At 67.1% G+C, this 20,048-nt stretch carries 21 protein-coding genes and 1 pseudogene; 15 read left to right on the forward strand and 7 right to left on the reverse strand.

Annotated elements, in window-relative coordinates:
• The first annotated feature begins 323 nt into the window (after nt 1–323).
• The 4 genes from BPET_RS19530 (at nt 324) to sodC (ending at nt 3,307) form a co-directional block, all read left to right on the forward strand.
• Nucleotides 324–758, forward strand: a complete 435-nt coding sequence (locus tag BPET_RS19530; protein ID WP_012250739.1) for a GNAT family acetyltransferase — start codon at nt 324–326, stop codon at nt 756–758.
• A gap of 108 nt (nt 759–866) precedes the next feature.
• Nucleotides 867–2,183, forward strand: a complete 1,317-nt coding sequence (locus tag BPET_RS19535; protein ID WP_041863086.1) for a M20/M25/M40 family metallo-hydrolase — start codon at nt 867–869, stop codon at nt 2,181–2,183.
• Between the two features lie 87 nt (nt 2,184–2,270).
• Complete coding sequence (locus BPET_RS19540) at nt 2,271–2,663, forward strand: VOC family protein (RefSeq protein WP_012250741.1); 393 nt, start codon at nt 2,271–2,273, stop codon at nt 2,661–2,663.
• A 113-nt stretch (nt 2,664–2,776) separates the two neighbouring features.
• The gene (sodC, locus tag BPET_RS19545; protein ID WP_012250742.1) at nt 2,777–3,307 is read left to right on the forward strand and encodes a superoxide dismutase family protein; all 531 of its coding nucleotides are present in this window, start codon (nt 2,777–2,779) and stop codon (nt 3,305–3,307) included.
• A gap of 36 nt (nt 3,308–3,343) precedes the next feature.
• Here the strand turns inward: sodC and lon are convergent, their stop codons facing one another.
• The 3 genes from lon to BPET_RS19560 all read right to left on the reverse strand — a co-directional run bounded on the left by lon (nt 3,344) and on the right by BPET_RS19560 (nt 7,529).
• A complete protein-coding gene (gene lon, locus BPET_RS19550; protein WP_012250743.1) occupies nt 3,344–5,692 on the reverse strand; it encodes an endopeptidase La in 2,349 nt (782 codons plus the stop codon).
• Entirely contained in the window at nt 5,689–6,234 is a 546-nt protein-coding gene (locus tag BPET_RS19555) for an Hsp20/alpha crystallin family protein (RefSeq protein WP_231852622.1), read from the reverse strand. Before BPET_RS19555 ends, lon begins: the two co-directional genes overlap by 4 nt.
• A 278-nt stretch (nt 6,235–6,512) precedes the next feature.
• Entirely contained in the window at nt 6,513–7,529 is a 1,017-nt protein-coding gene (locus BPET_RS19560) for an aldo/keto reductase (RefSeq protein WP_012250745.1), read from the reverse strand.
• A gap of 209 nt (nt 7,530–7,738) precedes the next feature.
• Between BPET_RS19560 and BPET_RS19565 the strand changes: the two genes are divergently transcribed.
• The 5 genes from BPET_RS19565 to BPET_RS19585 all read left to right on the forward strand — a co-directional run bounded on the left by BPET_RS19565 (nt 7,739) and on the right by BPET_RS19585 (nt 11,715).
• Nucleotides 7,739–8,527 carry a class II aldolase/adducin family protein gene (locus BPET_RS19565; RefSeq protein ID WP_012250746.1) on the forward strand — a complete coding sequence of 263 codons (789 nt, stop codon included), beginning with the start codon at nt 7,739–7,741 and terminating at the stop codon, nt 8,525–8,527.
• A gap of 25 nt (nt 8,528–8,552) precedes the next feature.
• On the forward strand, nt 8,553–9,512 hold the full coding sequence (locus BPET_RS19570; protein WP_012250747.1) for a Bug family tripartite tricarboxylate transporter substrate binding protein: 960 nt from the start codon (nt 8,553–8,555) through the stop codon (nt 9,510–9,512).
• On the forward strand, nt 9,509–10,477 hold the full coding sequence (locus BPET_RS19575) for a D-2-hydroxyacid dehydrogenase (RefSeq protein WP_012250748.1): 969 nt from the start codon (nt 9,509–9,511) through the stop codon (nt 10,475–10,477). The genes BPET_RS19570 and BPET_RS19575 overlap by 4 nt, the downstream gene beginning before the upstream one ends.
• Nucleotides 10,478–10,786: 309 nt before the next feature.
• A complete protein-coding gene (locus BPET_RS19580) occupies nt 10,787–11,266 on the forward strand; it encodes a carboxymuconolactone decarboxylase family protein (RefSeq protein WP_012250749.1) in 480 nt (159 codons plus the stop codon).
• A 26-nt stretch (nt 11,267–11,292) separates the two neighbouring features.
• The gene (locus BPET_RS19585; protein WP_012250750.1) at nt 11,293–11,715 is read left to right on the forward strand and encodes a cupin domain-containing protein; all 423 of its coding nucleotides are present in this window, start codon (nt 11,293–11,295) and stop codon (nt 11,713–11,715) included.
• A gap of 69 nt (nt 11,716–11,784) precedes the next feature.
• On the opposite strand, the gene BPET_RS19590 is transcribed toward BPET_RS19585, so the two are convergent.
• Nucleotides 11,785–12,273: an Rrf2 family transcriptional regulator gene (locus BPET_RS19590; protein ID WP_012250751.1), complete on the reverse strand. Its 489-nt coding sequence runs from the start codon at nt 12,271–12,273 to the stop codon at nt 11,785–11,787.
• Between the two features lie 133 nt (nt 12,274–12,406).
• Between BPET_RS19590 and BPET_RS19595 the strand changes: the two genes are divergently transcribed.
• Genes BPET_RS19595 through BPET_RS19610 form a run of 4 tightly spaced genes read left to right on the forward strand, consistent with a single transcriptional unit; the run spans nt 12,407 to nt 16,653 of the window.
• The gene (locus BPET_RS19595) at nt 12,407–13,165 is read left to right on the forward strand and encodes a DUF3348 domain-containing protein (protein ID WP_012250752.1); all 759 of its coding nucleotides are present in this window, start codon (nt 12,407–12,409) and stop codon (nt 13,163–13,165) included.
• Nucleotides 13,166–13,176: 11 nt separating this feature from the next.
• Nucleotides 13,177–15,384, forward strand: coding sequence for a DUF802 domain-containing protein (locus BPET_RS19600; protein WP_012250753.1), 2,208 nt, complete (start codon nt 13,177–13,179; stop codon nt 15,382–15,384).
• Nucleotides 15,381–16,028, forward strand: a complete 648-nt coding sequence (locus tag BPET_RS19605) for an OmpA family protein (protein WP_012250754.1) — start codon at nt 15,381–15,383, stop codon at nt 16,026–16,028. The genes BPET_RS19600 and BPET_RS19605 overlap by 4 nt, the downstream gene beginning before the upstream one ends.
• Complete coding sequence (locus tag BPET_RS19610; protein ID WP_012250755.1) at nt 16,021–16,653, forward strand: DUF2894 domain-containing protein; 633 nt, start codon at nt 16,021–16,023, stop codon at nt 16,651–16,653. Before BPET_RS19605 ends, BPET_RS19610 begins: the two co-directional genes overlap by 8 nt.
• 15 nt (nt 16,654–16,668) lie before the next feature.
• Here BPET_RS19610 and ampC read toward each other — a convergent pair whose 3' ends face one another.
• The 3 genes and pseudogenes from ampC to BPET_RS26745 all read right to left on the reverse strand — a co-directional run.
• The gene (ampC, locus tag BPET_RS19615) at nt 16,669–17,838 is read right to left on the reverse strand and encodes a class C beta-lactamase (protein WP_012250756.1); all 1,170 of its coding nucleotides are present in this window, start codon (nt 17,836–17,838) and stop codon (nt 16,669–16,671) included.
• Nucleotides 17,839–17,893: 55 nt separating this feature from the next.
• Nucleotides 17,894–18,475: a Vgb family protein gene (locus BPET_RS19620; protein WP_012250757.1), complete on the reverse strand. Its 582-nt coding sequence runs from the start codon at nt 18,473–18,475 to the stop codon at nt 17,894–17,896.
• Nucleotides 18,475–18,645: pseudogene (locus BPET_RS26745) on the reverse strand (helix-turn-helix domain-containing protein); the annotation flags it as partial. The gene BPET_RS19620 and the pseudogene BPET_RS26745, both read right to left, overlap by 1 nt.
• Nucleotides 18,646–18,767: 122 nt before the next feature.
• Between BPET_RS26745 and BPET_RS19625 the strand changes: the two are divergent.
• Together BPET_RS19625 and BPET_RS27110 are read left to right on the forward strand one after the other, a co-directional pair.
• Nucleotides 18,768–19,544 carry a DUF899 domain-containing protein gene (locus BPET_RS19625; protein WP_012250759.1) on the forward strand — a complete coding sequence of 259 codons (777 nt, stop codon included), beginning with the start codon at nt 18,768–18,770 and terminating at the stop codon, nt 19,542–19,544.
• 340 nt (nt 19,545–19,884) lie between these two features.
• Nucleotides 19,885–20,046, forward strand: coding sequence for a hypothetical protein (locus BPET_RS27110; RefSeq protein WP_173376849.1), 162 nt, complete (start codon nt 19,885–19,887; stop codon nt 20,044–20,046).
• The last annotated feature ends 2 nt before the right edge of the window (nt 20,047–20,048 follow it).

Here is a 20,048-nt window from a genome sequence, read left to right on the forward strand (position 1 = left end):
ACGGGCTGCCCTTTGATCAAACGCAATAGTTTTTGGACGCAAGCGGGTGTCCGCCCGACGCCGCCGTCGGCCTCCCCAAGTTGCAAAGCATTGCCGTTGCGGTATGCTGCTATCCATGGATTACGCCATTGCCGCCCTCCCCCGCGCGATTTCGCGACGAACCTCTCGACGTCGACGTTGAGTGGCTTTGCGCTATCCAGACACCCCACGGGGTGTGTATCCCGAAGGCCACGATACCTCGTGGCCTTTTTGTTGCGTATTCCCGCCTTGCCCGAGGTATCTGCACCGGCCTTCGTTTCCCTGACTTTTATAAGGAACGAAGCATGACTCCACCCGCGCTTTCCATCCGGTCCTATCAACCCTCAGATGCCCAGGGCGTCGTGCAGCTGTGGCACGACTGCGGCCTGACGCGCCCCTGGAATGATCCCTACAAGGACATTGCACGCAAGCTCACCGTGCAGCCTGACCTTTTCCTGGTGGGCACGGCGGACGACACGCTGGTAGGCGCGGTCATGGCGGGCTACGACGGCCATCGCGGCTGGGTGAACTACCTGGCCGTGGCGCCCGGCTGCCAGCGGCGCGGCTATGCCACGCTGCTGATGCAAGAGGTGGAACGCCGGCTGGTGGCCATAGGCTGCCCCAAGATCAATCTGCTGGTGCGCCGGGGCAACGAAGCCGTGGTCGCGTTCTACGAGAAACTGGCCTTCCGGCCGGACGAAGTGGTCAGCCTGGGCAAGCGGCTGATTCCGGACAGCTGATCCTGCTGCCAGGGCGGCGCCCCGCCGGCGCGCCGCCGTAGATAATTGACAAGACAAACGAACTGCCCCACTGTTCAAGCTCGCCTTCAACCCCGAGGAGAGACAGCAATGTTGCAAGAGTTCCGGCGTGTTGCAGTTGTGTTGGCGGTATCGGCGGCATGCGCGGCGCCCCCGGCGCTGGCCAAGGAAGCAGTGCAATCCAGCGCGGCGCACGATCAGGCCGTGCAGAAAATACTGGCGTCCGACGCGTACAAGAAAGCCCTGGCCGTGCTGGACGCGCAGCATGAACGCATCGTCGAGGACGGCATCACCCTCACCGAGATTCCCGCCCCGCCGTTCAAGGAAGCCAAGCGCGCCCAGGCATTTGCCGAACTGCTGCGCGCCAGCGGGCTGAAGGACGTCACGCTGGATGAAGAAGGCAACGTGCTGGGCCTGCGGCCGGGCACCGCGGGCGGCGACGAGGTCGTCGTCGTGTCGGCCCACATGGATACCGTGTTTCCGGAAGGCACCGACGTCAAGGTCAAGCGCGAGGGTACGCGCCTGGCCGCGCCGGGCATTGGCGACGACACCATGAGCCTGGCCGTGCTGGCGGGTTATGTGCGCGCCATGGACGCGGCCGGCATCCGCACCCGCGACAACATCCTGTTCGTGGGCACGGTGGGCGAAGAAGGCCCGGGCGACCTGCGCGGCGTGCGCTACCTGTTCACCAAGGGCAAGTACCAGGGCAAGATCAAGGCCTTTTATTCAGTCGAATCCGGCTCGGTGGCGCGCGTTACCCACGGCGGCGTGGGCTCGAAGCGGTACCGCGCCACCTTCCAGGGGCCTGGCGGACACAGCTTCGGCGCGTTCGGGCTGGTTAATCCGATGTACGCGCTGGGGCAAGCCGCCACCGCGTTCTCGACCATGTCGGTGCCCGCCCATCCCAAGACCACGTACAGCATCGGCCGGCTGGGCGGCGGCACGTCGGTCAACTCGATTCCGGTGGACGCCTGGATGGAAGTGGACATGCGCTCGGAAGACATGGATGCGCTCAAGCGCGTGGAAGACCGCTTTCTGACCATCGTGAAAGAAGCCGTGGCCACCGAGAACTTCGCGCGCTCGACCAAGGAGGGCGAGATCAAGCTCAAGCTCGACCCCATCGGCGACCGCCCCGCCGGCACCACGGCGGTGGACAGCGACATCGTGCAGTACGCGATATCGGCCATCAAGGCGGGCGGCTATGAGCCGAACCTGAACCGCAGCTCCACCGATTCAAACCTGCCCATGAGCCTGGGCGTGCCCGCCATCACGGTAGGCCGCATGGCGCCCGGCACCTATGGCCGCGCCCATGCCCTGGACGAATGGCTGGACGCCGAGAAAGGCCCGATGGTGAAAGCCATGGGCACCACCCTGAGCACGATTCTGGTCACCACCGGCATGCAGTAGGGGTAGCGCCGCCTGCCCGCGCGCCGCAGCGTCGTGGGCAGGCACAGAACTTGCCGCCCTGTTCCTCCACTCAACCAGGAGCCCCGCATGATCGACCACATCGGCATCACCGTTGCGAACTTTGAAGCCAGCAGGAAGTTCTACCTGGCCGCCCTGGCCCCGCTGGGCTACGCCATTCGCAAAGAACACCCCGGCGTCGCCGGTTTTGGCGCGGGCGACCCGAACGACGGCGGCGACCCGGGCGGCGATTTCTGGCTGGCCCAGGGCGAACCCGCCACGCCGCGCATACACGTGGCTTTCCGCGCGCAAAGCGTGGAGCAGGTACAGGCTTTCTACCAGGCGGCCCTGGCCGCTGGAGCGCGCGACAACGGCGCCCCCGGGCTGCGCCCCGAGTACCACGCCGACTATTACGGCGCCTTCGTATTCGACCCCGACGGCTATAACATCGAGGCAGTCTTTCACGGCGGCGTCGCGCGCTAGCCGGAGGGTCTCCAGCCGCGCTTTTTGTGTCTCTTTTCGTGTCTGGCTTCGTATCTGCCTTTTCGTCACTCGCCTTTCACGCCGCTACACCCGCTTTAACTCAGGAGGCAACCATGCAGCATTGTCTGAAGCTCGTCTTGCTGGCCGGCGCATTGGGTCTGGCCGCCGCCGCCCGCGCAGACGTCACCGTGCCGATGCATCTGGCCGGCGACAAGGGGCCCGGCTCCGAAATCGGCTCGGTCAGCCTGGCCGACAGCAAATATGGCCTGGTGCTCACACCCGCTCTGAAGGGGCTGCCGCCGGGCGTGCACGGCTTCCATGTGCATGAAAACGCCAGCTGCGACGCCAAGCAGCAAGACGGCAAGGCCGTGCCGGCCGGCGCGGCGGGCGGCCACTACGATCCCGACGGCGCCAAGAAACACGGCGCCCCCTGGAGCGACGACAGCCACCGCGGCGACCTGCCTGCCCTGTATGTGGGCGCCGACGGCTCGGCCGCCACGCCGGTGCTGGCGCCGCGCCTGAAACTGGCCGACGTGCGGGGCCGCGCCCTGATGGTGCATGCCGGCGGCGACAACCACAGCGACCATCCCAAGCCGCTGGGCGGCGGCGGCGGGCGCATCGCCTGCGGGGTGATCCCCAAGTGACGCGCGGGCAGCCCCGGCAAGAGCCGGGGCGCCTGCCTAGCCCGCCTGGGCTACCGGTTCGGCCACCGGGGCTTCCTGCCCGTCGATGGCGTACCGGATGGCATCCTCGATGCGGTCCAGCAGCAGGAACTTCAGCTTCGCGCGCGCCTCGGCCGGCACGTCGTCCAGGTCTTTCTCGTTGCGGCGCGGAATCATCACCGTGGTGATTCCCGCCCGCAGCGCCGCCAGGGTTTTTTCCTTGACGCCGCCAATGGGCAGCACCAGGCCGCGCAGGCTGATCTCGCCGGTCATGGCCACGTCCGAGCGCACCGGCCGCCCCGACAGCAGCGATGCCAGCGCCAGGAACATGGCCACGCCGGCGCTCGGCCCGTCCTTGGGCGTGGCGCCCGCCGGCACGTGGATGTGCACGTCGGTCTTTTCCAGCGAATCGCCGCTCCAGATCTTGGCCAGCGTCAGCGCCGCCTGGGCCGATTCTTTCATCACGTCGCCCAGCTGGCCGGTCAGGATCAACCGGCCGCTGCCGGGTGTCTTGCTGGCCTCGATGAAAAGAATGTCGCCGCCCACCGGCGTCCAGGCCAGGCCCGTGGCCACGCCCGGCACACCGGTGCGCAGCGCCACCTCGTTTTCAAAGCGGTGCGCGCCCAGGATGGCAGGCAGGTCGGGCGCATCGATGGCCACATGGGTGGCCTTGCCTTCGGCGATCTGCATGGCGGCATGGCGCAACACGGCGCCGATCTCGCGCTCCAGCTGGCGCACGCCGGCCTCGCGGGTGTAGTCGCCCACGATGGACGACAGCGCGGCATCGGACAGCTCGGCCTGCCCGGCCGTCAGGCCGTTGGCTTCGAGCTGGCGCCGCACCAGATAGCGGCGCGCAATCTGCACTTTCTCTTCTTCGGTGTATCCCGGCAGCTGGATGATCTCCATGCGATCGCGCAGGGGCCCCGGTATGGTTTCCAGCATGTTCGCCGTGCAGATGAACATCACGTGCGACAAGTCGAAATCCACGCCCAGATAGTTGTCGCGGAATTTGTGGTTCTGCTCGGGGTCCAGCACTTCGAGCAGCGCGCTGCCCGGGTCGCCATGGAAGCCCCCGGCGCCCAGCTTGTCGATTTCGTCGAGCATCACCACCGCATTATTGGTGCCGGCGCGCCGCATCGCCTGGATGATGTTGCCGGGCAGCGCGCCCAGGTAGGTGCGCCGGTGGCCGCGGATCTCGGCCTCGTCGTGCACGCCGCCCAGCGCCACGCGCTGGAACACACGCCCGGTGGCGCGCGCAATGGACTGCCCCAGCGACGTCTTGCCCACCCCGGGCGGGCCGGCGAAGCACAGAATGGGGCTACGCCCCTGCGGGTTGAGCTTGCGCACCGCCAGGTATTCCAGAATGCGGCGCTTGATCTTGTCCAGGCCGAAGTGGTCTTCGTCCAGCACCTTGCGCGCTTCGGCCAGGTCGATGGGCGGCTGCGGCTGCTGCTTCCAGGGCAGTTCGGTCAACCACTCCAGGTAGGTGCGCAGCATGGCCGATTCGCCGCTGGTCTCGCCCATGCGCTGCAGCCGGCCCAGCTCTTTGCGGGCATGGCTGAGCACCTCGTCGGGCATGCCGGCCGCTTCGATGGCGTCTTTCAGGCGGGCCACCTCGGCCGCGCTGTCGTCGACATCGCCCAGTTCTTTCTGGATCTGCCGCAGTTGCTCGCGCAGCACGGTCTCGCGCTGACGCTCGTCGAACTGCGCGCGCGTGCGGTCGCCGATTTCTTTCGACAGGCGCAGCACCTCGACGCGCCCGGCCAGCAGCTCGATGACCTGGTCCAGCCGGCGCGACAAGTCGAACGTTTCGAGAATGTCTTGCTTCTGCTCGGGCTTGATGTCGATCATGTGCGTGACCATGTCGGCCAGCAAGCCCGCAGATTCGATGCCGCGCACCACCCCGATGAGTTCGTCGGGCACATTCGGCAGCAGGGTAATGGCGTCGATGGCCTGCTCTTTAAGCTGCAAAAAGCGCGCTTCGGTCTGGCTGTCGTGGTCTTCGGCCGCGGGAATCTCGGCCACGCGCGCCACCATGAACGGCCAGCCGTCCAGGAATTCGAGCACGCGGAAGCGTGACTGCCCCTGCACCAGCAGGTGATGCGCGCCGTCCTGGCCGGTGATGTAGCGGGCGATCGGCCCTTCCGTGCCTACCCAGCGCAGGTCATCCGGGCCGATCTCGTCTTTGGACGGGTCGCGCTGCAGCAGGAAACCCACCGGATGCTCGTTCTTCACGGCTTCCTGGGCGGCCGCCACCGAAGAGGCTCGCCGCACCGTGACGGGAGAAAGCACGCCGGGAAACAGCACCGCGTCGCGCAGCGGGATGATGATGCGCGCGTCGTCGGGCAGAGTGCGGGTATCGCTCATGGAGCCTCCCTCATTTTGTTCAGGGTCAAGACCAGGCAGCCGTCCACCAGCTCGGACGACTCGGGTTCGAGCGCATGCAGGGGCAAGGGAATGCGGCGGCGAAAGCGGCCGTAGGGAATTTCAAAGCGGTGGATGCGGGCGTTGGCCGCGCAAGGCATGGGCCGCAGGCCCGACACGGTGATGCCGCCGGGATCGAAAGCCACCACCAGGGTATCGGCGGGCACGCCGGGCAAGGCCACATAGACCATGACGGCAGCCGGGGTTTCGATGACGTCCACCGGCGGCTCCCAGTGAGGGGCATCGGCGGGGCCGGCGCGCAGCAACTGGCGATGCAGGCGTTCGGCGTGTTCCAGCAGCGACAGCGCGTCGCCCCAGATCCAGGATGAAAAATCGCGCGATCTCATGAACTTGCCCTCGTGGCCATAGTTCGTATCTGGCGGCGAGTCGGCGTATTTCAAGCCATGCGCAAGGGGCGGGCGAGCCGCCGGCGGCGCCGCCGCGCCGGCCCGCGCAGCAAGCGCCGGACCGGCCCGTACGGTCATGATGCGCGCGCCGGGCGGCGCGCGCAACCTGCCAGGGTGGCAGGCGCGGGGTACAGAGGCGAACGCCGGCAAAGTGGCAGGCGCCGGCAGAGCGGCGAACGCCGGCAAAGCAGCAGGCGCGGACAGAGCCGCGAACGCCAGCCACGCAGCAGGCGCGGGCGGAGCCGCCAGGTGTCTGGCTCCGCAGGTGCCAGACACCGTCGTGCCGAGGCAGCCGTTGCATGCATCGTACGCCTGGTTCCCCGCGCAGCCAGACGCCCGAACCGCTCCGGTTCAGCCTACGCCTGCGCCGCCTCGACCGGGCGGCCGTAGAACGGATAGCTGGGGTCGTTGTAGCCCGGCGTGGACGCATGGCCGGGCGTCACCCACGCGTTCACCATGGCTTCTTCCTGCGGGGTGATCTGCAGGTCTAGCGCGGCGTAGTAGTCCTGCATCTGCGTCAGCGTGCGCGGCCCGGCGATCACGGCGGTGATCAGCGGATTGGCCAACACCCACGCGGTGGCGAAATGTCCGGGCCGCACGCCGCGCCCTTCGCAATAAGCCGTGAGTTCGGCCGCGATCTGCAGCGATTCCTCGCGGAACTCGGTGTCCAGGATGCGCTTGTCGCCGCGCCCGGCGCGGGTATCGGCCGCCGGGGGCTGCCCCGGCGCGTACTTGCCGGTAAGCACGCCCCGCGCAATGGGGCTGTATGGCACCACGCCCAGCCCGTAATGGCCACAGGCCGGCAGAATCTCGACCTCGGGGCCGCGGTTGAGCATGTTGTAGTACGGCTGGCACACCACTGGCTGGGGCACGCCCAGCTCACGGCACAGCCGGATGACCTCGGCAATGCGCCAGCCACGAAAATTCGACAACCCGAAACTGCGCAGCTTGCCGGCCCGCACCAGGTCGCCCATGGCGCGCACCGCCTCTTCGAGGTTTTCTTCGTGAAAATCGCGGTGCAGGTACAGGATGTCGATGTAGTCGGTGCCCAGCCGCGTCAGGCTGGCATCAACGCCCTGCATGATCCACTGGCGCGAATAATGCGAGCGGTTGGGCGCGCGGGCGACGGCATTGCCGATTTTGGTGGCCAGCACCCAGTCGTGGCGCTGCCCGGCCAGCAGCTTGCCCACCACTTCCTCCGAGCGGCCCTGGTTATAAACGTCGGCCGTATCGATGAAATTCAGCCCGGCCTCGCGCGCCGAGGCGACGATGCTCGCGGCCTCGTCGTCAGGCGTCTGCTGGCCGAACATCATGGTGCCCAGGCACAACGGAGAAACGCGCAGATTGCTGGCGCCGAGACGACGGTATTTCATGGCATGAAGTCCTGATCGGGTGGAAGGGAAAAACCACCTGCAAGCGTACTGCGAATGGCGCGCGGGCGCAGCGTGCGCCGGTGCTTCACGATCCGTGAAGGACTCTTTACGATTACGCACTACCGCCCGCGCGCCCTTCGCTCTTAAATTGAATGGTTCCCGATGGCGCCCTTACCGGCCCATATCTTCCATTCATACAAGGGAAAGCCATGACCAAGAGCGGCGTATTGCAGATTCCGTCAATGCGGGGCCGGTGTACGGAAGCTGAATGGAAAGCCCGCGTCGACCTCGCCGCCTGTTACCGGCTGGTAGAGTTGTACGGCATGGCCGACATGATGGCCAACCACATCTCGGTGCGCGTGCCCGACGAAGAAAACGCCTTCCTCATCAATGCCTACGGCATGATGTACGAAGAAATCACCGCGTCCAGCCTGATCAAGGTCGACCTGGCCGGCAACATCCTGGCCAAGCCCGATTTCGGCGAACTCGACTACGGCATCAACAAGGCCGGCTATGTCATCCACAGCGCCGTGCACGGCGCCCGCCACGACGTCGACTGTGTCATCCATACCCATAGCTGGGCCTCGATGGCCGTGTCGTCGCTGGCGTGCGGACTGCTGCCCAGCACCCAGACGGCAATGCGCTTCCTGAAGATCGGCTACCACGACTACCAGGGCGTGGTGCTGGACACCAAGGAACAGGCCTCGCTGATCGAAGACCTGGGCAACGGCGAAGCGCTCATCCTGCGCAATCATGGGGCCCTGACGGTGGGCCGCACGGTGGGCGAGGCCTTCAACTGGATGCACCGCCTGGAACTGGCCAGCCGCGCGCAACTGGCCGCGCAGGCCACGCAGCAGCCGCTGCAGCAAGTACCGCAACACATTCTGGAAGAAACCTGGAACAACTACCAGCCCGGAACGCGACGCCCCTACGGCGTCATGGAATGGCCGGCATTGCTGCGCAAGCTGGACCGGCTGGACAGCAGCTACCGGGAATGATCCACCCCATGAAAAGGAGAGAGACATGCGGGCAAGCTGCATTTCCATCGTGGCGGCGGGCGTGCTCGGCCTGGCCGCGGCCCAGCCCGCCCGGGCGGCCTACCCCGAGCGGCCGGTCAAGGTCGTGGTGGCATTTACCGCCGGCGGAACCACCGACAAACTGACCCGCGCCGTCAGCGAACAGCTGTCGCACCAGCTGTCGCAATCGTTCGTGGTCGAAAACCGGCCGGGCGCGGGCGGCAATATCGGCACGGAATACGTGGTGCGCTCGGATCCCGACGGCTATACGCTGATCGTCGATTCGGTAGGTCCGATAGCGGTCAACCCGTCGCTGACCAAACTGGGTTACGACCCGCTGACCGACCTGGTGCCGGTCGTGCAGATCGCCACCGTGCCCAACGTACTGGTGGTGCCGCCCGCGCTGCCCGTCAAGACCTTCGCCGACTTCCTGAAATATGCCAAGTCCAAGAAAAGCCTGAATTACGGCTCTACCGGCGTGGGCACCTCGTCGCACCTGTCCAGCTTCCTGCTGATGCGGGAAATTGGCGCGCAAGACGCCACGCACGTGCCCTACAAGGGCGCCGACGCCATCAACGACCTGCTCGCCGGCCGGCTGGACTTCATGTTTGCCACCGCGCCGTCGGTCATGGGGCAGATTCGCGCGGGCAAGCTGCGCGCGCTGGCTGTCAGCACCGACCAGCGCTCGCCCTCGCTGCCCGACCTGCCCACCGTAGCCGAATCGGGCTTCAAGGATTTCGACGCCGGGTCCTGGTTCGGCTTCTTTGCTCCCAAGGGCACCGCGCCCGAAGTCATCGCCATCATCAACAAGGGCGTCAATGCCGCGCTGCCGGCCTTGCACGACCAGTTGCTGAACGAGGGCGCCAACCCCGTGGGCGGCACGCCCGAGGCTTTCGGCAGATTCACCCGCATCGAACACGACAAGTGGAAAGCGATCGTGCAGCAAGCCAACGTCCGCGCCCAATGAGCGCCGGCGCGCCGCTGTGGCTGCTGTGTTCCGAGCAAGAAGCCGCCAGGCTGGCCCCGGACCTGGCGGCCATGGAGCGTGACATCGTGCCGTGTCACCCCGGCGACCCGCGGGCAGTGCTGGCCGACGTCGCGTTCGTTTCGCGTGACATCACCGGGCGCTCGACCAAATTCGAAATCCAGCCCGACACCGAACGCTTTTATGCCGCGCTGCGGGCCGCGCGCGGCCTGCGGTGGCTGCATGTGCACTCAATCGGCCTGGACCGCGAGGTCTACCAGGAAATCCGCCAGCGCGGGGCACGGGTAACGGCGTCGCATGGCGCGTCGGACGCCGTGGTGGCGCAAACAGCCATTGCCGGCGTGCTGGCGCTGGCCCGGCAGTTGCCGCGGCTGATACGCGCCCAGCAACGCCATGCCTGGGAACCGCTGCTCGACGAACACATGCCGCTCGACCTGGAAGGCCAGCAGGCCGTCGTGGTGGGCTGGGGCGGTATCGGACAGCGCATCGGGCAACTGCTGCAGGCGCTCGGCCTGCAGGTTTCGGTGGCGCGCCACAGCGGCGTAGCCGCCGGCCCCAACGTGCGTACCGTGCCCTACAGCGAACTGGGCGGACTCTTGCCCGGCGCGTCGTGGCTGGTGCTGGCCTGCCCGCTGACAGACAACACCCACGGCCTCATCGACGCCGGCATCCTGGCAGCCCTGCCGCCGCACGCCCGCGTGGTCAACGTGGCGCGCGGCCACGTCATCGACGAACCCGCGCTGATCGAGGCCCTGCAAGACCGCCGCCTGGGCGGCGCATTCCTGGACGTCTTCCACCACGAGCCCCTGCCCGCCGCATCGCCCCTGTGGGACATGGACAATGTCATCGTGTCGCCCCACAGCGCCGGTTTCTCGGCCGGCAATGCCGCGCGCGTACGCCAGATCTTCCTGGCCAACCTGCGCCACTGGCTGCAAGGCACCCTCTGACCCCGCTGGCTCGCCTGCCGCGACGCCAGCCAATTACCCAGCTCGTCCCCCAGATCCTTGACAGAGTCCCGGGGCGCCCGGCAGGGCCGGGGGCGGCGCGTTGGGCGGCGGGGCAGCCTGCGCAGCAGGCCTCGGGCGCCTGGATGCGCCCGAGCCCGACGCACGTGCGCCGCTCCCGGCCCTGCCGGGCGCCCCGGGACGGTGCAAGAAAAGAACCCCCAAAGCACAAAAACCCTTGCCCCCCAAACTAATTAAGGATAATATTTATCCTTAAGGACACCAAATATCCTCAATCAAAGGAGCGAGTAAATGACCCAACGCCTGAACTATGCCGAGCAGTCCCCCGAGTTGTTCAAGAAATTCGTGCAATTCAGCACCGCTCTGCACAGCGACACGATCGGGCAGACCATTGGCGACCTGATCCAGATCCGCGTTTCACAAATCAACGGCTGCGGTTTCTGCCTGGACATGCACATCAAACAAGCCAAGATCCACGGCGAAGGCGAACTGCGCCTGCACCATGTCGCCATCTGGCGCGAATCGACGCTGTTCACCCCGCGCGAACGCGCCGCGCTGGCCTGGGCCGAAGTACTGACCCGGCTGCCCGAAGGCGGCGTGCCCGACGACATCTACGAACACGCGCGCAGCGAATTCTCCGAAAAAGAACTCACCAACCTTACCTATCAGGTCATGACGATCAACGCCTGGAATCGCATCAACATCGCGTTCCGCAACGAGCCCGGTTCGGCCGACAAGGCGTTTGGCCTGGACAAGGCCGGTTTGAGCTGAGCCGCCAACGCCAAAAGGACATCGACATGATCAAGACCAAACTCGCCGCCGCCGCGTTCGCCTGCCTGGCCGTCGCCAGCGCGAGCGCCCATGATGCGCCCCTGGGCGGCCAGGCATCGAAAGTAACGCTGGTCTACCAGCACGAATTGCCCAACGTGCCTGGCAAGAGCATCAAGGGCGTACTGGTGGAATACGGCCCTGGCGGCTATTCCGAAGCCCACACCCACGCCAACAGCGCGTTTATATACGCCACCGTGCTCGAAGGCGCGATCCGCAGCCAGGTCAACGACGGCCCGGCCAAGGTGTACCAGGCGGGCGAGAGCTTTTCAGAGATGCCGGGTGACCGCCACGGCGTCAGCGCCAACGCCAGCAAGACCCAGCCGGCCCGCCTGCTGGCCGTGTTCGTCGTAGACACCGACGAAACCGAACTGACCACGCCGCTTAAATAAGAAATAAGAAGCAAGAGGCGCGTATTTGCACCGCGGGGCCCGCCGGCAATCGGCCGGGCCCCGCTGCAATCAGCCGGCCCGGTTCAGCACCCATTCGAACGTGCTTTGCCACAGGGCGGGCGGCACCTCGTCCGACAGGGTGTCGATCACATCCGCCAACGTTACCTCGCGCAGCGCGTTGCGCCATGCCTCGTCGGCGCGCCACATCACGCGCGCGATGGCGCACGGCTTGCTGTCGCAATGTCCCGACGGCCGGCACGGATTATTGACGCGGATGTTGTTGCAGGCGAATGTGCTGGCCCGCCCTTCCACCGCCTCGACAATATCCAGGAAAGTGATTTCCGAGCCTGGCCGGGCAAGCCGGTAGCCGCCGCTGGGCCCCAGCGTGGTTTCGACCAGGCCCGCCTGCGACAGCGCCTGCAGCGCTTTCGACAAATATTCCTTCGGGACGCCATGCAGTTCGGCCAGCGCCTTGGTAGACAGATACCGCCCCGGCGGCAGGCCGGCCAGGATGGCGCAACTGTGCAGCGCCCATTCGACCTGACTTTTGAGAATCATTCGCAACCCGCAAAATTAATGGCTGGCTTACCAGCATTGTTAATTAAGGATACTAGATATCCTCGAAACAGGGTAAACCGCGTGTCGTGGGCGCGCACACCCTGTAAACTGCCGGATTTTTGACTCTGGCGGCATGGTTCAAGCACCCCGGCGCACCGGCGTCAGCGGCCCCACACTCATACGCTTGCTGGCCCGTCTGACGGACGCCGATATTTCCGAATCCAGGCAGTCGCTTGCCGACCGGCTCAGCCTTTGGCTGGGCTGGACCGACGCCATCGCACTGTCGGCGGTGCTCGACGGCGGCCCACCGGCCGTGGCGCCGGGCGCCCAGGCCGACGGCGGCGCCGAGGCGCGCGAAGTCGAGCGCATGCGCAGCGCGCTGGCGCACGCCATCGCCGACGACCGGCCGTTTGCGGCGCCGCGTCCGCGCGGGCCGGCCGCCACGCAGGCAGCCCCCGCCGAGACTGAACCCGTCTACGCGACCTACCGCCAACGTTACCTGGCCTTACAGCAAAACATGGAAACCAGCATCGCCAAGACGCGCGCGCGCCTGCGCGCCCTACTGGCTGCCCAGGCCCCGGCCAAGGCTCGCCTGGCCATGGTGGACGCCATCATGGAACGCTCTCTGAGCCTGCACGAGCGCCGCCTGATGGGTACCATACCCGGCATGCTCGAAAAACACTTCGAACGCCTGCGTCGGGCCGCGCAAGATACCCAGGAGTCCGACATGCTTGACAGCGAGGCCTCCGCTCCCGCCCCCGCTCCCGCCCCCGCCGCGCCCGCGCCCTGGCTTGCCGCCTTCCGCGCCGACATGCGCAGCGTCCTGCGGGCCGAGCTGGACATCCGCCTGCAACCGATCGAGGGCCTGCTCGCCGCCCTGCGCGCCAACTGACCCGCATACCCATGATCCGATACATCGTTCCTTTCGTCGTTTTTCTTGCAGGCCTGGCCGTCGTGGGCTGGATCGGCGCCGGCTACGTGGGCTCGAACCCGCTGGCGCTGACCGTGGCCGCGCTGATCGGCGCCTTCTATCTGGCCGGCGCCGTCGAGTTGCAGCGCTATCAGCAGCGCACCGCCGCCCTGGCGCGCGCCGTGGCCGGCCTTGCCGACACCCCGCCCAGTCTGGCTGCCTGGCTCGACCAACTGCCTCCCGGCCTGCGCAACACCGCGCGCCTGCGCATCGAGGGCGAACGCGCCGCCTTTCCCGGCCCGTCGCTGACACCCTACCTGGTCGGGCTGCTGGTGCTGCTGGGCATGCTGGGTACCTTCCTGGGCATGGTCGCCACCTTGCGCGGCACCGGCATGGCCCTGGAGAGCGCGATCGACCTGCATGCCATCCGCGAATCGCTTGCCGCCCCGGTCAAGGGGCTGGGCTTCGCCTTCGGCACCTCGGTCGCGGGCGTGGCCACGTCGGCCGCGCTGGGCCTGCTGGCGGCGCTCGCCCGCCGCGAGCGCATCCATGCCGTGCAGCAGCTCGACACCAAAGTCGCCACCACCCTGCGCGTTTACTCGCCTGCCTACCAGCGCGAACAGGCCTTTGAGCTGCTGCAGCGGCAAGCCGACGCCATGCCGGTGCTGGCGGAACGCCTGCAGGCCATGATGGCCACCATCGAACAGCAAAGCCAGGCGCTGAACGAGCGGCTGGCGGCCGGCCAGGATACCTTCCACGACAAGGCTGACGCCGCCTACACGCGCCTGGCCGCCGCCATGGAGCAGGCGCTCAAGCAAGGCGTGGCCGACAGCGCCGCGGCCGCCGGCGCGGCCATCCGACCCGCCGTCGAGGCCACGCTGGCTGGCCTGGCGCGCGAGACTTCCGCCTGGCAGGACACGCTGGCGCAAACCGTGCGCCAGCAGCTCGACGGCCTGTCCGGCCGCTTCGAAGCCACCACCACCACCGTGGCCGACACCTGGACGTCGGCGTTGGCCGAGCATCAGCGTGCCAGCGAGGCGCTGGCACAAGGCCTGGGCGCGTCGCTGCAACAGTTCACGCGCACGTTTGAAGAACGGTCGGCCGGGCTGCTGGACAGCGTATCGGCCCGTTTGGAAGCCACCACGGCCGGCATGGCGGCAGCCTGGAGCGGCGCGCTGGCCCAGCAAGAAGAAACCGGCGCCAGGCTGGCGGGCGAGCACCAGCGCGCCCTGGCTGCCGCCACGGCTACCCTGGAACAGCATTCCGCCGCGCTGCTAAGCAACATCAGCCGGTCGCACGCCGACCTGCAGACCGAACTCGCGGCCCGCGACGAGCAGCGCCTGGCCGCCTGGCATGCGTCGCTGACGCAAACCGCGCAAGACCTCTCCGCGCAGACCCAGGCCCATGCGCGCGACACAATCGCCGAAGTGGCGCAACTGGTGCAGACTGCCGCCGAAGCCCCCAAGGCCGCCGCCGAAGTCATTGCCGAACTGCGCCAGAAGCTGTCCGACAGCATGGCGCGCGACAACGCCATGCTGGACGAGCGCAGCCGCCTGATGGAAACGCTGGGCACGCTGCTCGATGCGGTGAACCACGCATCGTCGCAACAGCGCACCGCCGTCGACGAACTCATCGCCACTTCGGCCGGCCTGCTCGAACGGGTCGGCAGCCAGTTTACCGAGCAGGTCGAACGCGCCGGCAGTCAGTTCACCGACAAGATCGACCGCGCGAGCACTCAATTCACCGAGCAGGCCGCGCACGCCAGCACGCAACTCACCGAGCAGGCCGAACGTGCCAGCGCCCAATTCACCGAGCAAGCCGCGCACGCCAGCACCCAGTTCACCGAACAGGTCGACCGCCTGGGCGCGCAGTTCACCAGCAAGGTCGAGGCTGAAACGGGCAAGCTGGACGGCATGGCCGCGCAAGTCGCCGTTGGGGCCGCCGAAGTCGCCAGCCTGGGCGAAGCCTTTGGCGCCGCCGTACAGACGTTCGGACAGTCCAGCGACAAGCTGGTGGACCACCTGCAGCGCATCGAGGCCGCGCTCGACAAATCCATGGCGCGCAGTGACGAGCAGCTTGCCTACTATGTCGCCCAGGCGCGCGAAGTCATCGACCTGAGCGTCATGTCGCAGAAGCAGATCCTCGAAGACCTGCAGCAACTGGCCGGACAGCAGGCCGCCGCGGGCAGCGAAACGGCATGAGAAACGAGATCGACGCCGGCGTAGAACCTACCGCCCCGGCCTGGGCGGTGTTCGGCGACCTGATGTCAGTATTGCTGGGCGCGTTCGTGCTGATCCTGGTCAGCGTGATCGGCGTGCAGCTCGAACTGTCGGCCCGGCTGGAATCGGAAGTCAAGCAGCGGCAGGAAGAAACCCAGCGGCGCATCGAACTGGAACAGGCCCTGGCGGGGCCGTTGGCCGCCGGCCGCGTCACGCTGGTAGATGGCCGTATCGGCATCAGCGGCAGCGTGCTGTTCGCGCTGAATTCCGACGAGCTGCAGCCCGAGGGCGAGGAAGTGCTCAAGAGCCTGGTCGGGCCGCTGTCGGCCTACCTGCAGGCGCGCGACGAAGTGTTGATGGTGAGCGGCTTTACCGATAACCAGCCGGTGCACGGCAACAACCGCCGCTTTGCCGACAACTGGGATCTGTCTGCCCAGCGGGCGCTGACGGTGACCCGCGCCTTGATCGAGCAAGGCATCGCGCCCGCCTCGGTATTCGCCGCCGCGTTCGGCGCCGAACAACCTGTGGCTTCGAACGACAGCGCCGAGGGGCGCGCCAGCAACCGGCGGGTAGAAATCGTGCCGGTCGCGCGTCCGTCTAAAGACAAGGCGCCGGCCCGTGGCTGACAGCGGCACCGCCGACATCCAGGCCATGCTCGACGCATGGCGCGAGCGCGGCGCCGACCGCGTCGACCCGCCGCGTTTCCAGCTGATCGCCGCGCTAGCCGGGCGCGCCGCCCGCCAACAGGGCGAAGCGCGCCGCATGCTGGATGCGCGGCTGGCCGAACTGGCTCGGCAGTATGAAGCGCAAGCCGCCAGTACCCCAGACGACGAACCCGCGCCGCAAGCCGCCGCGCCGGCCGCATCCGCCGGGCTGGGCAGCTTGCTGCACTACATCGAGAGCGGCGTGGCGGCAGACGCGCCAGCCCATGCCGATACCCGCGCGCGACGGCGCGGGGCGTATCCCGAACTGGATCTGCTGGACTACTTTCAGGCCACCTGGGCCCGCCTCAGCACCGACCGGCAGTTGCGCCAGTCGCAAGAGCAAGTGCACGAGAACGCCGGCCCGCTCAATTCCAACCACCTGGTGCACCGGGCGTTGTCGCTGATGCGCGAGGAGTCTCCGGGATACCTGCACCAGTTCCTGTCGTATCTCGACGCGCTGTCTTGGGTAGACCAGCTCAATAACAACGGCGCGCTGGCCGCCAAGCCCGCCCCTCGCGCCAAAAAAGGCGGGCGCGGCGCGCGCTGACGCGCCGGGAAAGCGCTAAGGCAGCGACCGGTCCAGCGCCGTGATGATCTCGTACGCGGCCCGCACCCGGGCCTCGACCGGAAAATTCCTGTTGGCCAGCAACACCACGCCCAACCGCCGCTGGGGCACGAACGCAATATAGGCGCCGAACCCGTTGGTCGAGCCTGTCTTGTTGATCCACGCATCGGCACGGGCCGGCTGCGGCGGCGCAATGCCCAGCACCGGCACGGCATCGTAGGTCAGGGTGGCCGAATTGCCGTCCAGCAGCGCCTGCAAGGCGACCGGATAAGGATATTGTTCCCAGATCAGGTCCTGGGTCATGGGCCCGGCCTGGAAGTAGCCGGCGTGAGTATCCATGATGGCGCGCCGCAAGACCGGGTCCAGCGCCCGCATGCCCATATTGGCCTGCATGAAGCGCACCATGTCGGCCGCCGTCGTCTTCACGCCGTACGCTTGCTGCCACAGTACGCCAGGCGCCAGCCGGATGGGCCGGCCGGCTTGTGTGTAGCCTTGCGCGTACGACGCCATGCGGGCGGCGGACACATTCAGGCAGGTGTCGGCCATGCCCAGCGCGGGGAACAACTGGCCTTCGGCCAGCGCGGCAAAATCCTGCCCCAGGCTGCGCGCCGCGGCCAGGCCCAGCGTGCCGATCCCCGGATTGGTGTAAGTGCGATACGTGCCCGGCGGGTACGTGGCGCGCCAGGCCCGGAAATAATCCATCAGTTGCGCCTCGTCGCGCACGCCATCCGGCACTTGCAGCGGCAGGCCGCCCGCGGTGTGCGTGCCCAGGTGCAACAGGCTGACCTGGCCGTACTCGGTGCCGCGCAGCTCGGGCAAGTGCTTGCCGATCGGGTCGGCCAGCGACAGCTGGTTGCGCGCCTGCGCCCAGGTAGCCAATAGGGCCGTGAACGTCTTGCTCAGCGAACCAACCTCGAACAGCGTTCCGGCTGCCACCGGCTGGCCGGTTTGCCGCGATTGCACGCCATAGTTCAGCACCAGGGACGTGTCCTGAGCCACGACGCCCACCGCCATGCCAGGTATGTCGTACTGCTGCATCACCGGCTTGACCACGCCATCCACGGCGGCGCGAACCCGCGCCTGCCGGTCATCGGTCTGGCCGCCCGCCACGGCAGAGGCAGCCGCCGCCAGCAAGGCCGCCGCGGCACAAAAACGATGGAACCTCATTGCCACGACTCTCTCCATGCGCCACGCGAAAGCCGCAAGATTAACGCGCCCGGCATCAAGGCGCCGGCGTCACTGCGCGCGGCCGGCGCACCACTCGCAGCTTGCCGCTGTCGCCGCCGCCGCAAAACAAGCGATCCGCACCGTCGGATTCCAGCCCCGACACGCCCTTGCCGGCCGGCATGGCCAGGCTGGCCAGCACTTGCCCGGTACGCGCGTCGATCTGCCGCAGCTCGCTGGCATCGTCTTCCCAGGTGCCATGCCACAGCTCGCCATCGACCCAGGTCACCCCGGTGACATAGCGATTGGACTCCAGCACGTTCAGCACCTTGCCGGTTTCCGGATCGACCTGATAGATCTTGCGGTTCTCGAAATGCGCCACCCACAACATGCCGTCGGCCCACGCCAGCCCGGAATGGCCTTCGCCTTCGGGAGTGGGCACGCTCGCCAGCACCTTGCCGCTGTGCGGGTCGATTTTCTGGATGCGGTCGCCCGCGATCTGGAAAAACACTTTGCCGTCGAAAGCCGTGCCGGCCGGCGTCGCGGCTTCGATACTGCGCGCGGCCTGGCCGCTGTCCGGGTCCACGGCGAGCAGAGCGGCGCCGGTGGCCAGCCAGACATGGCGGCCGTCGTAGGTCACGCCATTGACCTGATCGGCGCCCGCGCCCGCTCCAGGTCACCCAGTTGCGCCATGGCAATGCCGCGCAGCGCCAACCCGGACGCATCGTCGCGCAGCGCAACGTGCTTGAGCGCTTCGAGGGGCCTACCGGCAGCCAGCGCGCGGGCGGCGGCGGCAATCAGCTGATCCATGGAAATCCCGCCACATTTGTCACTCCCCCCGGATGATGCGGCGATCCTAACCTATCACCAAGGGTTCAGCCAGGCGCCGCCCGGCAGCCCCGCCGACACACGACTTTACGGAGCAAGCCACTATGACAGCACATACCACCGGAACCCGCGAGGCCTGGCTGGCCGAACGCCTGGCCCTGCTGCAGGCCGAAAAAGAACTGACCCGCCGCGGCGACGAGCTGGCCCGGCGCCGCCAGGCGCTGCCCTGGGTGCGTATCGACAAGCCATACCGCTTCGATACCGAGGCGGGTCCCGCAACCCTGGCCGACCTGTTCCAGGGCCGTTCGCAGTTGCTGGTGTACCACTTCATGTTCGGCCCCGACTACCAGGCCGGCTGCCCGTCGTGCTCGTCCATCGCCGACGGGTTCAACGGCATCGTCACCCACCTGGCCAACCACGACGTCATGCTGACCGCCGTGTCGCGCGCCCCGCTGGACAAATTGACAGCCTACAAGCAGCGCATGGGCTGGACGTTTCCATGGGCCTCGTCGGCCGGCAGCGATTTCAATGCCGACTTCAACATCTGGTTCACCGAAACCCAGCAGCGCGACGGCGACATCAATTACAACTACCGGCGCGAATCGGAGTTCGCGTGGCGGGACGGGCAGCAAGGCGGCGGGCAAACCGCCGAAGACCGCATCGCCGCCATGTGCGGCACCGATGCCGCCACCTTCCAGCGCGACCGCCCCGGCATGAGCGCTTTTGTGCGGGAGGGCGACGCCGTCTGTCACACCTATTCCGCCTACGCGCGCGGCCTGGACGGACTTTGGGGCATGTACCAATGGCTGGACCGCGCACCGAAGGGCCGCAACGAAACCGGCGTATGGTGGCGCCGCCACGACGAATACGCGCAGCGCTGAGAGCCGCCATGCGCGCCAGCCTCCCGGGCGCGTCGATTACCGCGCGCCGCGATCCGCCCCATGATGCCGCGGGCCGGTTGGCATTCGTGGGTCTGCTGGCGCGATTGATTTCGGCACACCCGGCCGATACAACGCTTACCACGCCTTGCAATTTTCATGGTCCCGCGCCGTCGTCGCGGCGGGGGATGCAACGCCTTTACACAGTCGGTCACGAATAAGCGCTTTGGTCACGATTAAGTGATTTCGAAGCCATTACAGAAACGTCCGAACTGCCTTGCTCTGTGCATAAATGGGCGCGAGTGCGCTGAATCACCCGCGCACTATTGAAGGAGCAACCGCCATGAAAACGATCGCAGCACTGCTGGTCATGGCCACCACGCTTGCCGGATGCATTGTGGTGCCCAGCCACCACCACCACGGGCATTACCGCTCGGGCTCCGCGTATGCGTACCCCGGACCGCCGGCGCATTACCACGGCGGCCCGCGCCATTACCGATATTGACC

Source organism: Bordetella petrii (assembly GCF_000067205.1).
GTDB lineage: Bacteria > Pseudomonadota > Gammaproteobacteria > Burkholderiales > Burkholderiaceae_B > Bordetella_A > Bordetella_A petrii.

What these genes read in the sequence shown, in the direction of transcription:
- BPET_RS19530 (WP_012250739.1), top strand. Translation starts at nt 324, where the DNA reads ATGACTCCACCCGCGCTTTCCATCCGGTCCTATCAACCCTCAGATGCC.
- BPET_RS19535 (WP_041863086.1), top strand. Translation starts at nt 867, where the DNA reads ATGTTGCAAGAGTTCCGGCGTGTTGCAGTTGTGTTGGCGGTATCGGCG.
- BPET_RS19540 (WP_012250741.1), top strand. Translation starts at nt 2,271, where the DNA reads ATGATCGACCACATCGGCATCACCGTTGCGAACTTTGAAGCCAGCAGG.
- sodC (WP_012250742.1), top strand. Translation starts at nt 2,777, where the DNA reads ATGCAGCATTGTCTGAAGCTCGTCTTGCTGGCCGGCGCATTGGGTCTG.
- lon (WP_012250743.1), bottom strand. Translation starts at nt 5,692, where the DNA reads ATGAGCGATACCCGCACTCTGCCCGACGACGCGCGCATCATCATCCCG.
- BPET_RS19555 (WP_231852622.1), bottom strand. Translation starts at nt 6,234, where the DNA reads ATGACCGTACGGGCCGGTCCGGCGCTTGCTGCGCGGGCCGGCGCGGCG.
- BPET_RS19560 (WP_012250745.1), bottom strand. Translation starts at nt 7,529, where the DNA reads ATGAAATACCGTCGTCTCGGCGCCAGCAATCTGCGCGTTTCTCCGTTG.
- BPET_RS19565 (WP_012250746.1), top strand. Translation starts at nt 7,739, where the DNA reads ATGACCAAGAGCGGCGTATTGCAGATTCCGTCAATGCGGGGCCGGTGT.
- BPET_RS19570 (WP_012250747.1), top strand. Translation starts at nt 8,553, where the DNA reads ATGCGGGCAAGCTGCATTTCCATCGTGGCGGCGGGCGTGCTCGGCCTG.
- BPET_RS19575 (WP_012250748.1), top strand. Translation starts at nt 9,509, where the DNA reads ATGAGCGCCGGCGCGCCGCTGTGGCTGCTGTGTTCCGAGCAAGAAGCC.
- BPET_RS19580 (WP_012250749.1), top strand. Translation starts at nt 10,787, where the DNA reads ATGACCCAACGCCTGAACTATGCCGAGCAGTCCCCCGAGTTGTTCAAG.
- BPET_RS19585 (WP_012250750.1), top strand. Translation starts at nt 11,293, where the DNA reads ATGATCAAGACCAAACTCGCCGCCGCCGCGTTCGCCTGCCTGGCCGTC.
- BPET_RS19590 (WP_012250751.1), bottom strand. Translation starts at nt 12,273, where the DNA reads ATGATTCTCAAAAGTCAGGTCGAATGGGCGCTGCACAGTTGCGCCATC.
- BPET_RS19595 (WP_012250752.1), top strand. Translation starts at nt 12,407, where the DNA reads ATGGTTCAAGCACCCCGGCGCACCGGCGTCAGCGGCCCCACACTCATA.
- BPET_RS19600 (WP_012250753.1), top strand. Translation starts at nt 13,177, where the DNA reads ATGATCCGATACATCGTTCCTTTCGTCGTTTTTCTTGCAGGCCTGGCC.
- BPET_RS19605 (WP_012250754.1), top strand. Translation starts at nt 15,381, where the DNA reads ATGAGAAACGAGATCGACGCCGGCGTAGAACCTACCGCCCCGGCCTGG.
- ampC (WP_012250756.1), bottom strand. Translation starts at nt 17,838, where the DNA reads ATGAGGTTCCATCGTTTTTGTGCCGCGGCGGCCTTGCTGGCGGCGGCT.
- BPET_RS19625 (WP_012250759.1), top strand. Translation starts at nt 18,768, where the DNA reads ATGACAGCACATACCACCGGAACCCGCGAGGCCTGGCTGGCCGAACGC.
- BPET_RS27110 (WP_173376849.1), top strand. Translation starts at nt 19,885, where the DNA reads ATGAAAACGATCGCAGCACTGCTGGTCATGGCCACCACGCTTGCCGGA.